The 19,223-nt window shown below is 72.4% G+C and carries 16 protein-coding genes; 2 read left to right on the plus strand and 14 right to left on the minus strand.

The window, feature by feature from the left end:
* Positions 1-54: 54 nt before the first annotated feature.
* From L8M95_RS06930 to L8M95_RS06960, 7 genes are all read right to left on the minus strand, one after another.
* Positions 55-660 carry a pyridoxamine 5'-phosphate oxidase family protein gene (locus L8M95_RS06930; RefSeq protein ID WP_260488749.1) on the minus strand — a complete coding sequence of 202 codons (606 nt, stop codon included), beginning with the start codon at positions 658-660 and terminating at the stop codon, positions 55-57.
* Positions 657-1,496: a creatininase family protein gene (locus L8M95_RS06935; protein ID WP_260488750.1), complete on the minus strand. Its 840-nt coding sequence runs from the start codon at positions 1,494-1,496 to the stop codon at positions 657-659. The genes L8M95_RS06930 and L8M95_RS06935 overlap by 4 nt, the downstream gene beginning before the upstream one ends.
* Entirely contained in the window at positions 1,484-2,827 is a 1,344-nt protein-coding gene (locus tag L8M95_RS06940) for an FAD-binding oxidoreductase (RefSeq protein ID WP_260488751.1), read from the minus strand. The genes L8M95_RS06935 and L8M95_RS06940 overlap by 13 nt, the downstream gene beginning before the upstream one ends.
* Positions 2,828-2,885: 58 nt before the next feature.
* Positions 2,886-4,061 (minus strand): ABC transporter substrate-binding protein, encoded by a 1,176-nt coding sequence (locus tag L8M95_RS06945; RefSeq protein WP_260488752.1) that lies wholly within the window; start codon positions 4,059-4,061, stop codon positions 2,886-2,888.
* 151 nt (positions 4,062-4,212) lie between these two features.
* Positions 4,213-5,193, minus strand: a complete 981-nt coding sequence (locus L8M95_RS06950; RefSeq protein ID WP_260488753.1) for an ABC transporter permease — start codon at positions 5,191-5,193, stop codon at positions 4,213-4,215.
* Entirely contained in the window at positions 5,193-5,969 is a 777-nt protein-coding gene (locus tag L8M95_RS06955) for an ABC transporter ATP-binding protein (protein ID WP_260488754.1), read from the minus strand. Before L8M95_RS06955 ends, L8M95_RS06950 begins: the two co-directional genes overlap by 1 nt.
* A complete protein-coding gene (locus tag L8M95_RS06960; RefSeq protein WP_260488755.1) occupies positions 5,966-7,309 on the minus strand; it encodes an amidohydrolase family protein in 1,344 nt (447 codons plus the stop codon). The genes L8M95_RS06955 and L8M95_RS06960 overlap by 4 nt, the downstream gene beginning before the upstream one ends.
* A 310-nt stretch (positions 7,310-7,619) precedes the next feature.
* On the opposite strand from L8M95_RS06960, the gene L8M95_RS06965 reads away from it, so the two are divergent.
* Both L8M95_RS06965 and L8M95_RS06970 read left to right on the plus strand, forming a co-directional pair.
* Entirely contained in the window at positions 7,620-8,228 is a 609-nt protein-coding gene (locus L8M95_RS06965; protein WP_260488756.1) for a helix-turn-helix domain-containing protein, read from the plus strand.
* A 440-nt stretch (positions 8,229-8,668) separates the two neighbouring features.
* On the plus strand, positions 8,669-10,342 hold the full coding sequence (locus L8M95_RS06970; protein WP_260488757.1) for an HNH endonuclease signature motif containing protein: 1,674 nt from the start codon (positions 8,669-8,671) through the stop codon (positions 10,340-10,342).
* Between the two features lie 11 nt (positions 10,343-10,353).
* On the opposite strand, the gene L8M95_RS06975 is transcribed toward L8M95_RS06970, so the two are convergent.
* The 7 genes from L8M95_RS06975 to L8M95_RS07005 all read right to left on the minus strand — a co-directional run bounded on the left by L8M95_RS06975 (position 10,354) and on the right by L8M95_RS07005 (position 19,199).
* Positions 10,354-11,931 carry a SidA/IucD/PvdA family monooxygenase gene (locus L8M95_RS06975; protein WP_260488758.1) on the minus strand — a complete coding sequence of 526 codons (1,578 nt, stop codon included), beginning with the start codon at positions 11,929-11,931 and terminating at the stop codon, positions 10,354-10,356.
* A 234-nt stretch (positions 11,932-12,165) separates the two neighbouring features.
* Positions 12,166-13,236 carry an allantoicase gene (alc, locus tag L8M95_RS06980; protein ID WP_260488759.1) on the minus strand — a complete coding sequence of 357 codons (1,071 nt, stop codon included), beginning with the start codon at positions 13,234-13,236 and terminating at the stop codon, positions 12,166-12,168.
* Positions 13,233-14,627: an allantoinase AllB gene (gene allB, locus L8M95_RS06985; RefSeq protein WP_260488760.1), complete on the minus strand. Its 1,395-nt coding sequence runs from the start codon at positions 14,625-14,627 to the stop codon at positions 13,233-13,235. Before allB ends, alc begins: the two co-directional genes overlap by 4 nt.
* Positions 14,624-15,979, minus strand: coding sequence for a DUF6986 family protein (locus L8M95_RS06990; RefSeq protein ID WP_396119763.1), 1,356 nt, complete (start codon positions 15,977-15,979; stop codon positions 14,624-14,626). The genes allB and L8M95_RS06990 overlap by 4 nt, the downstream gene beginning before the upstream one ends.
* Before the next feature lie 62 nt (positions 15,980-16,041).
* Positions 16,042-16,872: an alpha/beta fold hydrolase gene (locus L8M95_RS06995; protein WP_260488762.1), complete on the minus strand. Its 831-nt coding sequence runs from the start codon at positions 16,870-16,872 to the stop codon at positions 16,042-16,044.
* Positions 16,869-17,966, minus strand: a complete 1,098-nt coding sequence (locus L8M95_RS07000; RefSeq protein ID WP_260488763.1) for an isopenicillin N synthase family oxygenase — start codon at positions 17,964-17,966, stop codon at positions 16,869-16,871. The genes L8M95_RS06995 and L8M95_RS07000 overlap by 4 nt, the downstream gene beginning before the upstream one ends.
* Positions 17,967-18,086: 120 nt before the next feature.
* Positions 18,087-19,199: an XdhC family protein gene (locus tag L8M95_RS07005; protein ID WP_260488764.1), complete on the minus strand. Its 1,113-nt coding sequence runs from the start codon at positions 19,197-19,199 to the stop codon at positions 18,087-18,089.
* Between the last annotated feature and the right edge of the window lie 24 nt (positions 19,200-19,223).

Consider the following 19,223-nt stretch of genomic DNA (forward strand, 5'->3'; position numbering starts at 1 on the left):
CGTTCTCTCGTCTATCTCACCGCGGGAGGGGTACCGCAGGGGTTCCGCAGGGGTTCAGCCGGGCAACTCCTCGGCCCGCCACCGCTGCCCGTCCGTCACGAACCGGCGGCGATGGGACGGCTCGTCGCGTCCGGCGGCCCAGAAGGTCACGGACCCGGGCCGCAGCCGCATGCCCAGCCACGTCTCGGGCGGCAGCGTCGGCGACGGACCCAGACGGTCGATGGTGGCGGCCCACATCCGGCGCCTGCCCGGCGGCGCGAGCTCGGCCGTCGCCACGTCGTTGGTCCAGGCCAGGAGCTTGAGGTAGTCACTGCGCAGGTGGTAGCTCGCGAGGTGCTCGTCCGGATCGGTGGGCTCCGCGACCCCGGTGACCGTGAGCTGCCGCGTTCGGTCCGCGGAGACCACGACCAGCGTCGCGCGGGGGTCGGCGGCCAGGTCCAGTGCCTTCTGGGACCGCGAGTCGGTGTGGAACGTGGGGCCCTCGGTGGTGGCCCCGGAGACCAGCAGGTGCCGACAGTGCGGGGTGCCGTCCGGGCCGACCGTGGCCAGGACCCCCAGTGGCGGATCCGCCGGGTCGATCGCCAGCCACGCGACCATCGCCTGCAGCGGGTCATCGGCGGGGCCGGGCATGGTGACGACGGGCAGCTCGGTGGAGGTCACGGCGCACCCCCTGCCGCGGCGGCCGGGGCGGCCGGGGCGGTCACGGTGGCGGCGGCGGTCACCCTGCGCGCCGGGTCGAACTCCTCGATCTCCGCGAGCGCGGCGGCCACGGTCTCCACGTGATCGGCCACCAACCGGCGGCCGATCACGGCGTCGGCCCCGGTGGGGTCGCCGATCACCCCGGTGTCGGACAGGTCGTCGGCCAGCCAGCCGAACCTCACGGGGCCGGTGAACCCGATGTGCTGACACTCCGCGATCCCGGCCGGGACCCTCGCCTCGGCCGCCGTCATGTCGACGAGCTCGGGGTGCAGGTGGAGCATCATCGACGTCTCCGCCCACCCGGCGTGGATGCCCATCCCCAGTTCGGTGGGGCCCGGGACCGCGCGCCCGGCGTAGAGGAAGGTGCGCAGTCCGAAGCGGCGGCGCAGTTCGCGCAGCGCCACCTCGAGCAGCGCCGAGTTGCCGCCGTGGCAGTTGACGAACAGCACCCGGGTGAACCCGCTGGCCCGCAGCGCCGAGCCGAGCTCGACCACCTCGCGCATCAGCGTTTCCCCGGAGATCCACAACGCCCCGGTGAGGTTGGCGTGCTCATCACTCTTCGTGTACCCCAGCGCCGGCATGAGCCAGGCGTCGACGCCCGCCTCCGCCGCGGCGGCCACCGCGTGGGCAGCCACGTGCTCGGCGACCAGAAGGTCGGTGGCCAGTGGCAGGTGCGGACCGTGGGGTTCGATCGCGCCGGCCGGGATGACGGCGACGGGGTCACCGGATCCGACCCGGCCCGCCTCGACGGTCGTGAGTTCGGAGTACCGCCGCTGCGGCCCGATCACGCCTCCCACCGCCCGGGGTTGAGCAGGCCATACGGGTCGGTGCGGGCCGCGAGCGCTCGGACTGCCTCGGTGTCGTGGTCCACGCGGTACTGGTGCGGCGAGTGCACGCGCACCCCCAGCTCCTCCAGCACCGGCACACCCGCGTACGCGGCCTCCGGCGAGGTGTAGTGACCGTTGAGCATCCCGAACATCCGCCCGTGTCCCGCCTCCAGGTGCAGGGTCCCGCCGGGGTACACGGCCTCCACCTCGTCGAGGCGTTCCACCAGGGCGTCGCCCTGGCACTCCATGTGGAACCAGGTGTCGGGTTCGGCCTTCTGCAGCCAGTGCGTGGGGTGGTTGTAGGACAGCGTCGAGACCTTGATCGTCTCGTTGACGCCGCTCCGGACCGCCTCGACCACTCCTCCTGCACCGTCGATGATCGCCCAGACCTCGTCCACCGCGGCGGCGTCGACGATCGCCCGCAGGCTCGCCCGGCCGGCGGGGATGGCCTCGTCGGCGGGCAGACACGAGGCCACGTGGGCGCCGTCCGCCGAGCACAGGCGCGGCGCGGGTTCGACGAGGTGGACCCGACGCACCGCCGCGAACGCGTCGTGGTGGTCGTCGAAACTCGCGTACACGCAGCGCCAGTCCTGCAGCGGCTCGATCCGCACCGTGGCGCGCACGATGATCCCGGCGACCCCGTAGGTGTGGACGAACGGCTGGGCGTCGGCGCCCTCCAGGTGCACGATCTCGGCGTTCTCGTCGGCGAAGACCACGTCGAGCGCCTCGACGAACCCCTGGTGGTTGCGACCGTGCACGATCGTCCCGGTGCCCGCCGACCCCCCGGCGAGGAACCCGCCGAGCGTCGACTGCACGGTGGACGGGTACATCCACAGCTGGCTGTCGTAATGGGAGGCGAGCCGCTTCTCCAGGGTCAGCATGCGGACCCCGGCCTCCGCGGTGACCACACCCGCCTCCGTGTCCACGTGGTCGACCCCGCGCAGGGCGGTCAGGTCCAGGACCAGTCCGCCGTGCAGTGGGACCACCTGGCCGTAGTTGCCGGTGCCCTTGCCCCGGGAGGTGATGGGCACCCGGCGCCGCACGGCCGCCCGGACCACGGCGGGGACCTGCTCCACGTCCGTCGGCCGACACACCACCTCGGGCCGGCCGATCGGCCACTGCGCCCGCAGGATCGGGCTGAGGTAGGACCCGTCCACCGATGCCTTGTCCAGGGCGCGGTCGTCGGTGTGCACGGCTTCGGGGCCGAGCAGCTCGAGCAGGTCGTCGACCAGGCCGGGGACGTCTGCGGCCGAGTCTGTCGAGCCGGTGGGAGTGGCGGGTGCGGTGGAGGTCGCGGTCACGAGGGTCTCCGATCGGGTGCGGGGCGGCGGGGTGCGCAAGAGCAGTGGCGGTGTGTGGTCACTTCAGCCCGATGGCCGGGTCGATGAACTGGTTGGTGGCGACGGTCTCGGGCGAGACGTCCTCCGCGGTCGGGACGCCGGCCGCCTCGTAGACGCCCTTGACCTTGGCGACCATGTCGGCGAGCCGCTCGGTGTCGAAGTCACCGATAGTGGCGTTGGGTCCGTTGCCCACCAGTTCGCGCTCGAGCATGGCCTCGACGGCGAAGTCGGCCAGCTCCGCGCTGTAGACCCAGCCGGTGTTGAACTGCTCGACGGCGTCCACGATCACGGCGTTGGTGCGGGCCGGGTCCTCGAAGTACTCGACCTCGGCCTGCTGCAGCACCGGCACCAGCTTCTCCAGGCAGGCCGAGCTGTCCCCGAGCTCGCCGCTGCGCACGGCCATCATCGACTTGTAGATCGGGTAGCCCAGGTCGTGGAGCAGCTGGTACTTCACCGGCTTGCCCCATTCCGCGACCTCGTTCTCGTAGATGAACGGTTCGGCGCTGGCGAAGCCCTGCTGGGCGACCGCACCGCCGGAGGCGACGAAGTTCGAGGGCGAGCCGTCGTAGCTGCCGTCGACCTGGGCGGGGTCGAGGATCCCCTCGCCGAGGAGGTAGTCCATGTAGGCGTTGCCCTCGAAGTACAGGACCCGCGTGTTCTCGTCCTTGAGGTCGCGGACGGTCTCGACCCCCGGGTAGGTCTCGGGGTCCCACATGATCATCTGCGGGTTGATGTCCAGCGGTGCGAAGACGCCGATGGTGGGGTTGTTCAGCGAGTTCTGGACCGCCTGGTCGGCGTCCACGTAGCCGAGCATGATGTCGGTGTCCTGGTACATCTGCGCGGTGACCTGCTGGAACCCGATGGCCGGGCCGCCGGCCCGGATCTCCACGTCCACGCCGGTGTACTCCCCGGAGGCGAAGAGCGGCCCGGAGACCGACTTGGAACCGGCGTCGATGGTCGGCTCGGGTCCGAGCAGTTCGTAGACGTGGCCGTGCTCGGCTTCCGGGTTCCAGTCCGTCTGAACGACGACCTTCTCGGGGCAGACCTCGCTGAGGTCGACCGCGCCGATCTCGCCGGTGTACCCGGAGGAGGCCTCCGCGGACTCGGAGCCGCCGCAGGCGGTGAGGGTGACGGCGCCGAGCGCGCAGAGCGCGGCCACGGAGACGGCGGTACGGGGGGCGGTGGTACGTCGCATGGGTGCTCCTGGGGAGTCGGTGACGAAAAGGGTGGGATGGAAGCGGGTGCTGTATTGATGTGATCAATAAAGAAGAGTGAACCGCTGCCGTGTTTCGGCGGTGTTGCAGGTTCGGTCGTGCGTCGTTACGGCTGGTCGTCGGCGGTTACGACTAGCGGCCGGCCTCGGGGTTGTACCACCGCCCCACGACCTTGCGGGACAGCAGACCGAAGAACAGGAACACGGCCACGCCGAGCACGGAGGCCAGCAGGATCGAGGCGAACAGCTCCGGCGACTGCAGCCGGGCGCGGAAGGTGTCGATGAGGATGCCGATGCCCGGCTCGCCCTGCTTGAAGAAGAAGTCGCCGACGATCGCGCCGACCACCGACAGGCCGGCGGCCACGCGCAACCCCTCGAACAGGGCGGGCAGCGCCGCCGGGGCCTCGAGCTTGCGCAGCACCGTCAGGCGCCCGGCGTGGTGGAGTTTGAACAGCCGGCGCAGGCCCGGGTCCACGGACTTGAGACCGAACAGCGTGTTGGACACGATCGGGAACAGGGCGATCAGCACGCACACGAACACGCGGGCGGTGAACCCGAACCCGAACCAGAAGCCGATCAGCGGCACCAGCGCGAGGATCGGTATGCACTGCAGCACCACCGCGTACGGGAACAGCGAGCGCTCGGCCCACTTCTCCTGGCTCATGACGATCGCCCACACGACGCCGATCACGAACGCGATCGCCAACCCCGTCAGCGCGACGGTCGCGGTGCGCCCGAGTGCCTCCAGCATCCCGGAGATGTTCGGCCCGAGCAGGCCGTCGGTGACCACGACGTGCGGCGCCGGCAGCAGGAACCGCCTCGACGGCTCGAGCACCCCGTAGCTGACGAGGTACCACAGGCCCAATACCGCGGCCAGGACCGCCAACGGGCCGCCGTAGCGGACCACGGGCCCGTCGGCCGAGAGGCGGAACCGGGGGCGGGCGGACTTCGCGGGCGGCGCCCCCCGGGCCGGTTCGGCTCCGCGGCCGGGGCCCACCTCGGCGGCGGTGACCTTGTCGTCGTCGTGGTCGTCGTGGTCGTCGTGGTTCCCGCGGACGGCGTCGGCCTTCGCGGTCGCGCGGGCGGTGGTTGCGTTCATCAGTGTGCCTCTCATCAGTGCGCCTCCTCAAGTGCCTGGGAAACCTCGCCGACGAGGTTGATGTAGTCCGCCGTGTAGCGGATCTCGGGGTCGCGCTCCGGGCCGAACGGCACGTCAACCGAATGTGTGATGCGCCCCGGCCGACCGGACATCACCACCACGCGCGTGGACAGGTACACCGCCTCCGCGACCGAGTGCGTGATGAACAGCCCCGCGAACCGCTTGGCCGCGAACAGCCCCAGCAGCTCGTCGCCGAGTCGCTGCCGGGTGATCTCGTCGAGTGCGCCGAACGGCTCGTCGAACAGGAACAACTCCGGGTCGAGGGTCAGCGACCGGGCCAGCGAGACACGCATCTTCATGCCGCCCGACAGCTCCTGCGGCAGCGACTTCTCGAACCCGGCCAGGCCCACCAGTTCGATCGCCGCCGCCGCGCGGTCACGGCGTTCGGTGCGGCCGATGCCGTCGAGCTCGGCGAGCATCTCCACGTTCTGCTCGACCGTCCGCCACGGCAGCAGGGTCGCGTCCTGGAAGACGTAGCCGATGCGGTCGGTGCCGGTCTGCATGTAGCCGTCGGTGTGGGTGGCGAGCCCGGAGGCGAGGCTAAGCAGCGTGGACTTGCCGCAGCCGGACGGGCCCACGACGCTGACGAACTCGCCCGCGCGGATCCGCAGGTCCACGCCGTCGAGCGCGCGGGTGCCGTTGGGGTAGGTCACGCCGACGCCGTCGAATCCGAGGATCTCGCTGCCGGGCCGGGCGGCCTGCGCCGCCCGCATGTCGGTGGGTGTGGTCATCGGGTCTCCTCGTAGGTGGGTGCCGGTTGGTGGGTGGTGGGGGTTCGGTCGTCGGGCGGTAGGGCACGGGGCGAGGTGCCGCCGCACGGCGCGACACCGGGGTCGACGACGACGAGGACCTCCCTCGCCGCCACCACGCAGCCCGCCCGCAGCACGATCCGGTCGGGTGGCGCGTCGGCGATCACGTCGTCGAGCCCGCCCGCCCGGACCAGCAGCAGGTCGGCCCGGAGGCCCGGCGAGGGGCCGGCGGGCGGCAGACCCATGACCTCGCGGGCGCCGCCCGTGACGAGCTGCCAGGCGGTGTCCATGTCGAGGTGGGCGGCCACGATCAGCAACATCGCCGTCTCGGTGGCGTCGGAGCGGCCGACCGGGTTGAACGGGTCGCGCACGTTGTCGGCGCCGGCGGCCACGGTCACCTCGGTCTCGAGCAGGGCGCGCACCGGGGGCAGGCCGCGCGGGACGGAGGTGCAGCCGGCACGGCCCTGCAGGTACAGGTTGGTGATGGGCAGGGTCACGACGCCCACGTTCGCCCTGCTCAGCGCGCCGGCCGCACGGGACTGGCCCGCCCCGTCGAGCGACCCGATGCGGCAGCAGTGCCCGGCCGTCCGGATCTGCCCCGCCGGCCAGGACGCGACGCGGTCGGTGAACACCTCGAGCATGGCGTGGTCGCCGTCGAGGAACTCGTCCACGTGCAGGTCGATGCCGGTGTCCAGTTCCTCGGCGAGGTCCACCAGCCGGTGCGTCTCGGCGACCGGGTCGGTCGAGATGTGCGGGGCACCGCCGATGAGGTCGGCGCCGGCCGCGATCGCGGCGCGGGCCCGGTCCGCCGGGTCGACCTCGTTGACCATCACCGCGATCTGCAGGTCCATCACCGCGGCGAGCTCGTCGCGGACCCGCACCAGGGCGCGGACGCCGCGCAGCGGGTCGTGGTCGTCGTGCAGGTCGACGTGGCTGCGGACCGCGGTCGTCCCGTTGGCCACCAGCTTGCGGGCCGCGGCGAGGGCGCGGGCGTGGATCTCGTCCTCGTCCACCGTCGCCGCGTAGGCCCTCCACGTACCGATCGCCGCGCCCAGGTCACAGCCCGGCGGCCGCGTCGCTCCCCAGCTCAGCGCCTTGTCGAGGTGGGCGTGCGGCTCGGCGGGCGCGGTGAGCACCAGGTACCCGCGGGCATCGATCACCGAGGCGCCACCCGCGGGACCGCCACGCAACGGGGTGGTCCCCGCATCGGTCACGGCCACGACCACCCCGTCGACGATGTCCACGTCGACCACCCGGCCGCCCTGCAGGCGCGCCCCCTCGATCCGGTCCACGTGCCGCGGCGCGACTCGTCGTGGTTCCATCGTTCCCCTCCTCTGCCGACTAGTGCGTTCCCCGCCGACCCTCCGACCCGGCTCCTCTCGGCAGCCCGGGCTCTCTGATCGGGTGCGGCACTTGTGCATCCGACCCCGGAGCGGGATAGTGACCCCGGGTATTGATCGGATCAATAAGGACGAGTGTGGTGGCCCCGTGTTTCGGAGGCATTACCCCGCTGTTCCGGCGCGGTTCCGGTGCAAGCCGATCCCGCAGCGACCCGCCTACCGACAGGGATATAGCCCCACCAGACCCCGACCCGCCCAGACCCCGACCCGCCCAGACCGCACGGGAGGCCCCATGACCACCGCACGAGGCGACTCGCTGGACCGTCTCGGCGCGCGCATCAGGCACCACCGCCGCCAACTCGGACTGACGCTGGTCGAGGTGGCCGACCAGGCCGGGATCTCGCAACCCTTCCTCAGCCAGATCGAGCGCGGCAAGGCGGCGCCCAGCATGTCCACGCTCGAAGGCCTCGCCCACGCCCTGGGCACGACCCAGGCCCACCTCCTCGACGCGGTCACCGCCGGCGGGGACCCCACCGCCACCGGCCCCGCCGGCCAGGATTCGGGCCCCGGCGACCCGATCCACGTCCAACGCTCCACCGAGGGCGCCACCCTGACCCGGGCGGAGGGCACGGTCGGCGGCCACACCCGACTCCTGCCCGGAGGCCCGGGGGGCACGCAGTTCCTCGAGTTCGTGGAGACCAATCACGTCCCGGGCCGGTTCTTCGAACACCCCGGCCAGGAATGGCTCTACGTCACCCGGGGCACCGTCCTGCTCGAAGTCGGCGACTCGCACAGCCGACTCGAGGCCGGCGACGTCGCGAGATACGACGGCACCCTCCCCCACCGCTGGTACGTGCCCGACGGCGGCGAGGCGTGCCTCATCGTCGCCCGGCCGGGTTGACCGCGACCGGGCCGCCCGACCTGCGCCCGACCTGCGCCCGACCACCGCAACCAGCACGGCCAGCACGACCACCCACCTCCGCCGCCCCGGGACATCCCCGCCCCGGCGCCCTCCCTCGCGCGCCGACCTGGGGCGCCCTGCGGGGGCCGAGCAGGGCACCCCAGGTCAGAGCACCCAAGACCGTGCGCCGCCCACGGCGCCACACCCTTCACCGAACCAGAACCCGGACCCACCACTCCCCCGAGACCGCCCGCACCACGCATGCCCTCTACCTGCGGTGCCCTACGGAGGGTGCGCAGGGCACCGCAGGTCAGCGGGCGCCGCGGTGATTAGCGACGACGACGAGGCCGGGGATCTCCCCGCAATGGGATCACACTCACTCGCGTGTTCGATCCGATCTCCCTGCCCGCGGTGTCAGACCTAGAACATATGGTCGAACCATGACGAGCACCTCCAAGTCCGACGCCCATGATTCCTCCTCCCATGCCGCGGCCGTCCCAGATGCGACCGCCCCCGATGCGACCGCCCCCGATGCGACCGGTGCCCCCGGCCCGTTCGTGCCGCCTAAGGGGTTCACCACGGCGACGGGTCCCGCCGTCGACGTGATCGTTCCGGAGGCCTACTCGCGGTGGGATCCGCATCAACAGCGCGGATATCTCGCACAACGCCTGATCAACGCGGCGGAGGGGCGCACTGTCGCCTTCGCCTATGACTGCGTCCGGGTCGCAGGACAGCGCGACCGCCACCGGGACCCGTGGGAAACCGCCGCCTCGATGGTCAGCGCCTCGATGGCGTTGTCCCGGCACGGCGCCTCGCGTCTGGTCACCACCGCGGTCGAGTTGACCGAGCGCCTCCCCCGTACCGCGGCCCTGCTCACGACCGGGTGGATCGGCATCCTCGCCGCCCACACGATCGCGGAGGAGACCGCGATGGTCGCGGACGAGCTCATGCCCGAGCTCGACAGGCGGATCAGTGAAGCGCTGGCCCCCACCAGACGCCGCACCCACCCACCGAGACTCGGCCCGCTACGGAAAATGCTCACCAAGACCGTCTCGGCGTGCGACCCGGTCGGGGCCGACGCCAGGGCGAGGGAGGCGCGGCGGGACCAGGATGTCGAGATGGTGCCGCTGGCCGACGACAGGGCGCTGATCACCGCGCACCTCACCGCCGAGACGGCTGTCGAGATCGCAGATCGCATCGACGCCCTGGCGCGCACCGCCTCCGAGGACGATCCGCGTTCTCTCGGTGAGCTGCGAGCAGCGGGCCTCCTGGCGCTGAGTCGTGGGTGGGCCTGCCTGCCCGACGTCGACGGCGGACACCCCGGTGATCCGGACGGGCAGGCTGCCGCCCGGCGGGTGACCATCTACGCCTACGACGACGGCAGTCCGGGCAATCGTGGCCTCACGCTGGCCGGGTACGGGCCGATCACCGGCCACACCGCCGAGCAACTGGAGCGCAACGCTCGTCGCCGGATCGACTCACTGGCCGACCTCGCGGACCCCGAATCGGACGCGGCCCGGCGGTACGCGCCCTCCGAGGCGTTGTCGCGCTTCTGCAAGGGCCGGGACGGCACCTGCGTCTTCCCCGGTTGCCAGACGCCCGCGGAGAAGACCGATCTGGACCACATCATCCCGTTCGACCACGACAACCCGGAGTGCGGCGGGCACACCACGTCCGATGATCTCGGCTCCCTCTGCCGCTTCCACCACCGACTCAAGACCGACGGCATCTGGGCCTATTACCGGGACACCGACGGGACCTACGTCTGGCTCCACGGCCCCAACCACCCGGAAGCCGACCCCGGAACGCGCATCACGACGGTCCCCGGCGGACCGCTGGCCGCACTCGCCGCACCGCGCCATCCGGAATCCAGCCGGCGTCAGCAGGAGGCGGCCGAGGCCGGCAGGACCGGCGGCGGTTCACCGATCTCGCGCAGGCGCCCCCACCTGCGTCACCGCCGCGCCGCGGAGCGCAGCAGGCTGCGAGCCCAGGCCCACCACCGTCGACAGGAGGACCGGGCCGGGCGCCCACCGCGTTCCGCCCACCTGCAGGACGACCGGCCGCAGCAGGACCAGCCGCAGTCCTCGGCACTCGACGATGAACCGCCGTTCTGATGCGGTACCTCTCAGAAGCGGGGGCTCGTCGGGTACCAGCCGTCGTCGGGGCGGTGCGGGCCGATCGACCGGACCTCGCGGAACTCGAAGTCCGCGAAGTCGTCCGCGAGGTGGTCCCAGTTCTCGCGGGTGATCGCGGTGGTGACCGCCCCCGCGATTCGACCCACACCACCGTAGATGCCGGACAACTGGTTGCCGGTGACGCCCATGGACGTGCGCGCGCCGGTCGAGAAGTGGTGTAACCGGGCCACCCAGGGCGCGGAGCCCGGTCGGCGTTCGGTGAACTCGAAACCCGGGCCGAGGTAGGGGTTGCGGCCTGCCGGGTGGTCGGAGGCGTAGTCGTGCACGTCGGCCCACAGGGCGATGTCGTCGACGAACTCAGCGAGTTCCGGCCGCAGTCGCAGATCGACCTCGTACCCGGTCGCGGCGATCACCACATCGGCGTGGAAACGGCCGCCGGGGGTGTCGATCGCGAGTTCGGTACCGCCGGCCCCGTCGTCGGCCACCTCGACCGAGTCCCAGCCGCAGCCGGTGTGCAGTGCGAAGCCGGGGTGGGCGAAGCACCGCCACACCGTGTGCTGGGTCGGTGGCTGCGGCAGGCCCCCACTGAGGAGGGTGAAGTCCCACTTCGCCCGATCGTCGAGGTCGTAGAAGCGTTCCTGCATGCCGGGGAACTCCATCCACCGCAGTGGGTTGGAGTCCGGGACGGTGTCCCGCCGCATGAACACCTCAGCTCGAGCGGCGCCGTGGTCGAGGGCGGTGGCGGCGTTGTCGAACCCGGAGGCTCCCCCGCCCAGGACTGCGACCCGCCGGCCGCGAAGTGCCTCGAAGTCGATCGGGTCCTCGGTGTGGAACCAGCGCTCGCGCGGCAGCGCGCGAATCATCTCCGGGACCCGCTGCCCGCCGCCCCCGTTCAGGCCGAGCGCGAACACGATCCGCCTGGCGGTCACGGTCTGTGTGTGCCCGTCCGCGGCGGTCACCTCCACGACGAAGGGGCCATCCGCCGTGGCGGGTCGGTGGACGGCCGCCACCCGCGTCTCATGACGGACCTCGATCCCCGCCGCAGTGCGGTACCAGCGCAGGTAGTCGTTCCAGTCCAGACGCGGCACGAGGTCGATCTCCTGCCACGCCCGCTCGCCGTAGACCGCCTCGAACCAGCGGCGGACATGCAACGACGGGACATCGAACTCGATGCCTCGCATGTGTTTGGGGCTGCGCAGGGTGTGCATCCGTGCGTAGCGGTCCCAGCAGCCCACCCGATCGGCGGGCCCGTCGTCCACCACCAGGACCCGGTCGATCCGTTGACGGCCGAGCGCGAAGGCGGTGCCGAGCCCGGCCTGGCCGCCCCCGATGACGAGCACGTCGAGCTGCGCGGACCCGGGCTCACGCGGGATCCAATCCCGTGCGTGGCTGGTGGTGGCGATGTCCTCGCGGACGCGGGCGGTCAGCGCCGCGAGCCTCGCGTCGGCGTCGGCCAGGCGGCGGGGACCCCGGCCGGCACCGGCGGCGGGGCTTGCGGCGGGGTCGGCTGCGGGGTCGATTGCGCCCGGTGTGGGGAACGTGGGCGCGTCGGGCATCACGGAGGTCATGGACGTCTCCTGCGGCATCGGGGCCCGGGTCCTGTGCCCGGGCGGACACCGCGCCGCTGCCTGACTGATGACTCGGCCGCCGGGGCGTCGGTCGCCCGGCGGCCGGGTCGGCTGCGCCGACCGCACCGTCGCGGTGTCGCCTCCGAGTCTGGCACCAGCGCTTTTCCGCCGTGTTACGCCGAGGTGAGGGCGGTGTGAGGGCGGTGTGAGGGCGGTGTGAGCCGAGCGCGGAGGTCAGTGGTCCGCGGGGACCGCGGAGGCCATCGCGTTCAGGGCAGCCTCTGTCAGCCGGCCGTGGACTCGCAGTCGCGCGATGCCGCCATCGGGGAAGACGTCGAGGCGGACGTACCGGACCTGCTCGGTCGGCGGGACCACGAACCTGTGTCGGCAGTCCGGGAGCAGCGGGGTGCGCGACACCAGGTCGATCCACCGGTCCGGCGAGCCCAGATCGTCGACGCATCGGACGCCCCGCAACGACGCGGCGCCGGGTGCGTTGCCGATGTAGTAGGAGGTGTCGATCTCGACTCGGTCCACCGTTCCCTCCCCCGCCAGTGCCAGGGTGACGTGGTCGTTCCCGTCCCCGCGACGGCGTGCGTTCTCCCATCCCTCGCCCATGTGCCGGGAGCGACCGGGCGCGATGATGTTCTCCGGTGACGAGTAGAACAGGTCGGAGCAGTCCACCACCCTGCCGCCGTTCTCCGCTGCGGCGAGGTCGATGGTGCCGGTGAGGAAGCGTGGGTCCGGGGTCGGTTCGCCGTGAACCCGCAGCCGCGCGACCCCGCCGTCGGGCAGCATCCGCAGGCGGACGTGCGTCACGGGCCGTCGGGCCGGATCCGGCACCTCGAAACTATTGCGGGCGTCCCCGGCTACCGGGCTGGGAGGGACGAGGAGTTGCCACGGCGCGTCGAGCAGGTCGTCCATGGTGGGGTGACCATCGATCCACACACCGTCGACCGCGACCCGGGGCGGGTAGTTGCCGCGGAAGTAGGCGGTGTCGACCACCACGCCGTGGACCCGTCCGGGCACACCGAGTCTGATGATCGCGGTGTCCTCACCAGGGTCGCGTCGGCGCCGTGTCTCCCAGCCGTCGTAGACCTTGCCCTTGAGGCCGAAGAGCGCCGGATCGAATACCGGGTCGCCGGGCAGGATCAGGTTCTCCTTCTCGGCGAAGAACTCGTCGTTCGCCCAGACCACCGCCCCCGCTAGCTCGCGGGAGGCCAGGTCGGGCAGCGAGAAGACGTCCGGCGCGAGGGCGGTGGCAGTCGCGGTGGCAGTCGCGGTGGCAGAAGCAGGGGCGTTGGTCATGATCGGTCTCCGGTCTCGGCGGCGGGGGCGGGCGTGGTGGCGGCGTGGTCCCGGAACACCGTCCGGCCGCGGGCGGGCAGGTCGGGACCGGTCCGCCGACCACCGAGGTAGACCTGCGTCACGACGCCGGCCAGGGCGCGTTCGGCGTAGGCGGTCACGGGGTTCCTGTGCTGGAGACGCTCGGGCAACACCACGAACGCCTCGTCGGGTGCGAGGACCACCAGGTCCGCGCGGGCGCCGGGCCGGATCGCGCCGCGGTCGGACAACCCGGCGAACTCGGCGGGCCCGGAGGCCATCCACCGCACCACGTCGGGCAACCCCATCCCCCGGCGGCGGGCCTCGGACCACATGATCGGCAGCCCCAGCTGGACGGAGGCGATCCCGCCCCACGCCTCGCCGAAGTCGCCGGTGTCGAAGCGCTTGAGCTCCGGCACGCACGGTGAGTGGTCCGAGACGACGAGGTCGATCGTCCCGTCGCGCAGTCCCTCCCACAGCCGCTCCCGGTTGCCGGCCCCGCGGATCGGCGGGCAGCACTTGAAGTGGGTCGCACCGGGCTGGATCTCCTCGGCGAACAGGGACAGGTAGTGAGGGCACGTCTCCACGGTGATGGGCAGCCCCTCTGCCTTGGCGTCGCGGATCAGTGGCAGTGCGTCGGCGGCGGACAGGTGCAGGATGTGCGCCCGGCAGCCCGTGCGGCGGACGCCGTCGATGACCTGCGCGACCGCCCGCACCTCGGCGGCCACCGGCCGGGAGTCCAGGAAACCCTCGTAGTCCGGCCCGGCGGGCGGGGTCTGGGCGTCGATGGTCTCGGCGTTCTCGGCGTGCACGATGAGCAGTCCACCGAACCCCGCGATCTCGGCCATGGCCGACAGCATCTGCGCGCGGTCCAGGGGCGGGAACTCGTCGATACCGGAGTGCAGCAGGAAGCACTTGAACCCGAACACCCCGCGGTCCCAGAGTTCGCGCAGCCGGCCGAGGTTCTCCGGCACCGCGCCGCCCCAGAACCCGGTGTCGACGTGCAGCTTGCCCACCGTGCTGGTGAGCTTGGCGTCGAGCGCGGCCGGGCTGGTGGTCACGGGGCTGGAGTTGAGTGGCATGTCCAGCAGCATGGTGACCCCGCCGCAGGCCGCGGCGCGGGTGGCGCTGGCGAAACCCTCCCAGTCGGTGCGTCCGGGCTCGTTGACGTGCACGTGCGTGTCGACGAGTCCGGGGAGCAGGACGACCTCGCGGGGCAGGGTCACGGTGGGGACGTCGGCGGGTGCCCGGCCGAGTGCACCCGGGTCGACGTCGACGGTCTTGATGGTGCCGTCGGCGACGACGACGAGGGCTTCCCGCTCGACGCCGTCGACGATCGCTCGGTGGGCCTGGAACACCAGGTCGGGGTGGGTCATCTGCTCTCCTCGTGGTCGGCGCCCGGGCGGGTCAGCTCGGCCAGGTCGGCGCGGCCGACGCCGGCGAGGGTGGTGATCTCCTCGCCGGTGACGGCGCCGCAGTCCAAGGCGCGGAGGCAGAACGCGGCAAGCGCGCGGGCGGTGGCGGGTTCATCTAGGTACCCGCCCGCGCCGGGCCCGGCGGTGGTCGTGAGCGTGGTCGTGCCGAGGTAGTTCGCGAGCCGGGCGCAGGCGGTCGGCAGGGACCGCCGGTAAAACGCGTAGGTCGCGGCGTAGCGGGAGACCAGTTGGGCGGGATGCAGGTCCCAGCCCTGGTAGAAGCCGCGGCGCAGTGACCGGTCGATGAGCCGCGCGTGGAGACGCCACCCCGCGCGCACCGCCTCCGCGTCGCCGACGGGCAGCCGGTTGGTGGAGCCGTCGGACAGTGCCACTCCGGTACCGGCGGCGGCAACCTGCATGACGGCCTTGGCGTGGTCGGCGACCGGGTGGTCCATGGCCTGGTATTCGGCGGCGATTCCGCACGCCGCCGAGTAGTCGTAGGTGCCGTAGTGCAGACCGATGCACCGTCTGGCGGATGCATGGATGAGACGGGCGACCATCGCCGACCCGTCGGGGCCGCAGATCGATTGCGGGGTCTCGATCTGGATCTCGAATCGCAGCGTGCGCTCGGGCAGTGCGCAGGCCTGTTCGAGCCGGACGCACAGGTCGACCATCGCCAGGACCTGGTCGACGGAGGTGACCTTGGGCAGGGTGGGCCGGAGTTGCGTGAAGTGTGCCGGCAGCTCGTCGCGGTCCGGTGCCCCGGCCCCTGCCCCGGCGCGGCCGAGAGCGAGCACGAACCGGGTGAACGTCCGGATGCCCCGGTGCCGCGTGGCGGGGTCGAAGGATCCGAACCGCAGACCCCAGAACGGCGGGAGCGCGGCGCGGGCGGTGGACCCGGTCAGTTCGGCGACGATCCGTTCGACGTGGGCGTCCTCGTCGCGGTCGCGGTCGCGGGGTGCGACGCCCCGCTGGGTGAACCCGTCCTCGAAGTCGATCCGTAGGTCCTCGACCGGTTCGCGGAGCAGTTTGGCGCGTACCAGGGCGTGGATTGTCTCCGCGTCGTCGGCCGACAGCAGGGCCGGGTGACCGTCACCGGCCGCCAACACGCCCGCGAGCGCGGCCGGGTCCGGCAGGTGTTCGTCGAACGCCTCGAGCGCGACCCCGCCCACCTCGCTGATGATCCCTGCGTGGACGCGCTCGGCCGGCAGGTAGAGGGTGTGCACCGGCTGGCGGATGACGGGCGTGCCGGGGAACCGGGCGACGAGCTCCGCATCGGGGGCGGCCAGGCGGGCGTCGGCCTCGGCGAGCACGCTCGCGAGGAGGTCACCGCTGGGGTCTACGGTGCCGGGGCTAGTGGAGTTGGCGGGGATGGTCACGAGGCGCCCCCGGCCTGTGTGAGCGCGAGATCCGGGTCGACTGTCGGAGTGGCGGCGAGCGGCGCGTCGGGTCCGGCGGGCGATGCGGCCACCGCGATCGCGAAGTCCGCGATCGCCGCGCTGAGCAGGCCCTGCGCGGACAACTGCGGGGCGTGACCGGTGTGGAGGGTGACGACCCGCGCACCCGGGGTGAGCTGCTGCATGCGGCGCTGTGCGACGATCGGCACGGTGCGGTCCCAGGTCGCCTCGATGTACAGCCTCGGCACCCTGCCGAACCGATCTACGGTCCACCGTGGGGCGATGAGTCGCGCGCTCTCCTGCTGCGGCCGCAGCCGCCTCGAGGCGGCGATCGCCTCCCCCGCCGGGGCATCGTGGAAGAACACCGCCGCGGCCGCCTCGGGAGGGACCGCGGTCACCCGGCCGCCTGCCCCCGGCTCGAGCCACCGGGAGATCCCGACGTCCGCTCGGAGCCCCAGGCCGGCGCACAGTGCGGCGAAGTCCATTCCGGAGGGCAGCATCATGCCCGCGACGAACGCCACCCCGGCGACCCGGTCGGGCATCCGCTCCGCGACCTGGGTGACCACGACACCGCCGCCCGAGTGCCCCACGAGCACGGCGGGCCGCTCCAGCCGCCGCACCAACGCGCACACGTGATCGGTGAGGATGCCGAGGTCGACCACCTCGCCGTCGTCCACCACGCCCTCGACCCCCACGCCCGGTAGCTCGACCACGTGCGGGCGCAGGCCCGCCGCGCGCAACGGACCGGTGACGGTGTCCCACACCCAGCCTCCGGCCCACGCGCCGTGGACCAGGACGACGTCCGTCACGGCGCGATCACCGAGCCGGACGCCGCGAGCACCCGGGCGGCCTCGCGGACCGCGGCGGTGTTGGCCCTGCCGTGGCGGGAGCCGGCGAGCTTCGCGGCGATGTGGTCGCGGACCGAGATGGGCTCGTAGGCGTCCCCGTCGGCGCCGACGAACTCCGGCAGGGTGCCCACCACGGCATCGACGTTGCCGTCGTGGAAGAACGCTGCCGAGCGGCGCCGCACGATGCCGCCGTCCACGACGGGCGGCGCGACGCGGTGCAGGGTCGACATCCAGCGGTCATTGGTCAGCCGCGCGGTGAGGTCACCGAGGTTGACCAGCAGCCCGCCCTCGACGGGCTGGACGTCGTGCCACACGCCGTCGGTGCCGAGGACCTGGAGTCCGGCGACCCGGTCGGCCCACAGGACGGTGACCAGCCCGAAGTCGGTGTGCTCACCCATCCCGCGGAGCTCGCCGTCGAGGGTCACAGGCCCCTCCGGCAGCGCATAGTTCACCATGCGCAGCACGTCGATCGAGTGGTCGGTGAGCTGCTCGAAGATCCCGGGCGGCTGGCCGAGGGCGTCGGCAAAGACGCGGGTCAAGGTCCGGGCGACGCGGGAGGCCTCGGCGAAGTAGGCGTCGATCCGGGCGCGGAAGCCGTCGACCTCCGGCCAGACGTTGATGCCGTAGTCGGCCTCGTCGAGGTCGAGATCCTGCTCGAGCGCGGTGAACGATCGCGCCTCGACGCCCACGTTGAACGCCTCGAAGAAGTCGTTCATCCGCCCGGCTGACTCCACGCCCAGGCTCAGGCTCAGCGCCTCGCTCTTCGGCGGGCTGTACCCGCGGTTCGCGTCGGGCACCCGGTAGGCGTTCTTGGCCTCGAGAGGCAGTGCGAAGAAGGCGTCGATCGCGGTAGCGAGCCCGTCGATGACCGTGGGCGCGATCCCATGGCCGACGATCTGGATGAACCCGACGCTCGAACAGGCCTCGTCGATCTCGCGGGCGACCCGGGCCCGTGCGGTGGCGATCGCCGGGTCGGCGGCCGGGTCTGCAGGTCCGGGTTCGGTGACGTACGGGGAGATGTCGACGATGGGGACGTGGAACGCGGGAGGGGTCATCTGTGTCTCCTGGGGCTGCGCTGACGTTGCGCTACATGTGTATCGACGCGCGGTTCCGGCACGGTCACTGAAGCGTGTCCCCCGTGTTACGTCGCGGGTGGGGTGGCTCGGCGGCCGCGTTCACCGGTGGATCGCGGCGTCCATCCCCACGAGAGGCGACCCGGTTCCGCCCCGGTGGTGGGCGACGAGCTCGGCCGCGATCGACAGTGCCGTCTCCGCCGCCGTGCGGGCGCCGAGGTCCAGCCCGATCGGCGAGTGCACGCGCTGCAGCGCCGCCTCGGGGACCCCCTCCGCGCGCAGGTCCGTCATCCGCTGGGTGTGGGTGCGGCGGCTACCCATCGCCCCGATGTACCCGGCGCGGGTCCGCAGCGCCTCGACCAGCAGCGGGAGGTCGAACCTCGGATCGTGGGTGAGGACGCAGATCGCGGTGGAGGCGTCGACGCGGGTCCCGGCGAGGTACTCGTGTGGCCAGCACCGCACCACCTCGGCGGCCGCCGGGAAGCGCTCGGCAGCCGCGAACACCGGACGGGCATCGCACACCGTCACCCGGTAGCCCAGCTGGGCGCCGAGCGGCACGAGGGCCTCGGCGAACGCCGTCGCCCCGAACACCAGCAGCCGTGGTGGGTCGAGCCGGTGCAGGAATACGCGCGCGGGCAGGCCGGCGGTGGTGAGGCCAGCGGTGGTGACGCCGGTTCCGCGTCCCTCGGCGATCGCCGCGGCCACCGGCCCGCGGGCCCAGGGCGGGGCCTCGTCGTCGTCGACCCCTGTCCCCCCGTCTCCTCCCACCACCATCCACTGCCCGGCGCAGGGGCCGTCCAGGACGGTGGCCGCGACCACGGCGCGGCGCTCGCGCGCGGCGGCGATGAGGCGATCGGCAGGGTGAACGGCGCCCGGGGGTGAGTCCTCGGCGGCGAGGGATTCGACGAAAACCTCGAGCGATCCGCCGCAGGTGGGGCCGACATCGAGTAGTGGGTCGGGGAGCTCGTCGCCGTCCGGACCGAACCGCGCGAGGGCCGGGCGACCGTCGGCGAGGGCCTGCTCGCAGAGGGTGTACACCGCCGCGTCCACGCAGCCACCGGAGACGCCGCCGACCACGTCCCCGGTCGCGGAGACGGCCATCGCGGTGCCCGGGGCCAGCGGCGCCGACCCTCCCGTCGCGACGACCCGGGCCAGCGCGCACGCGATGCCGGCGCTGCGCCAGCGGGCCAGCGTCTCGGCCACGAAGATGTCCATGCGCTCAGGATGGCGAGGTCACGT

This window comes from Dietzia sp. B32 (assembly GCF_024732245.1).
GTDB lineage: Bacteria > Actinomycetota > Actinomycetes > Mycobacteriales > Mycobacteriaceae > Dietzia.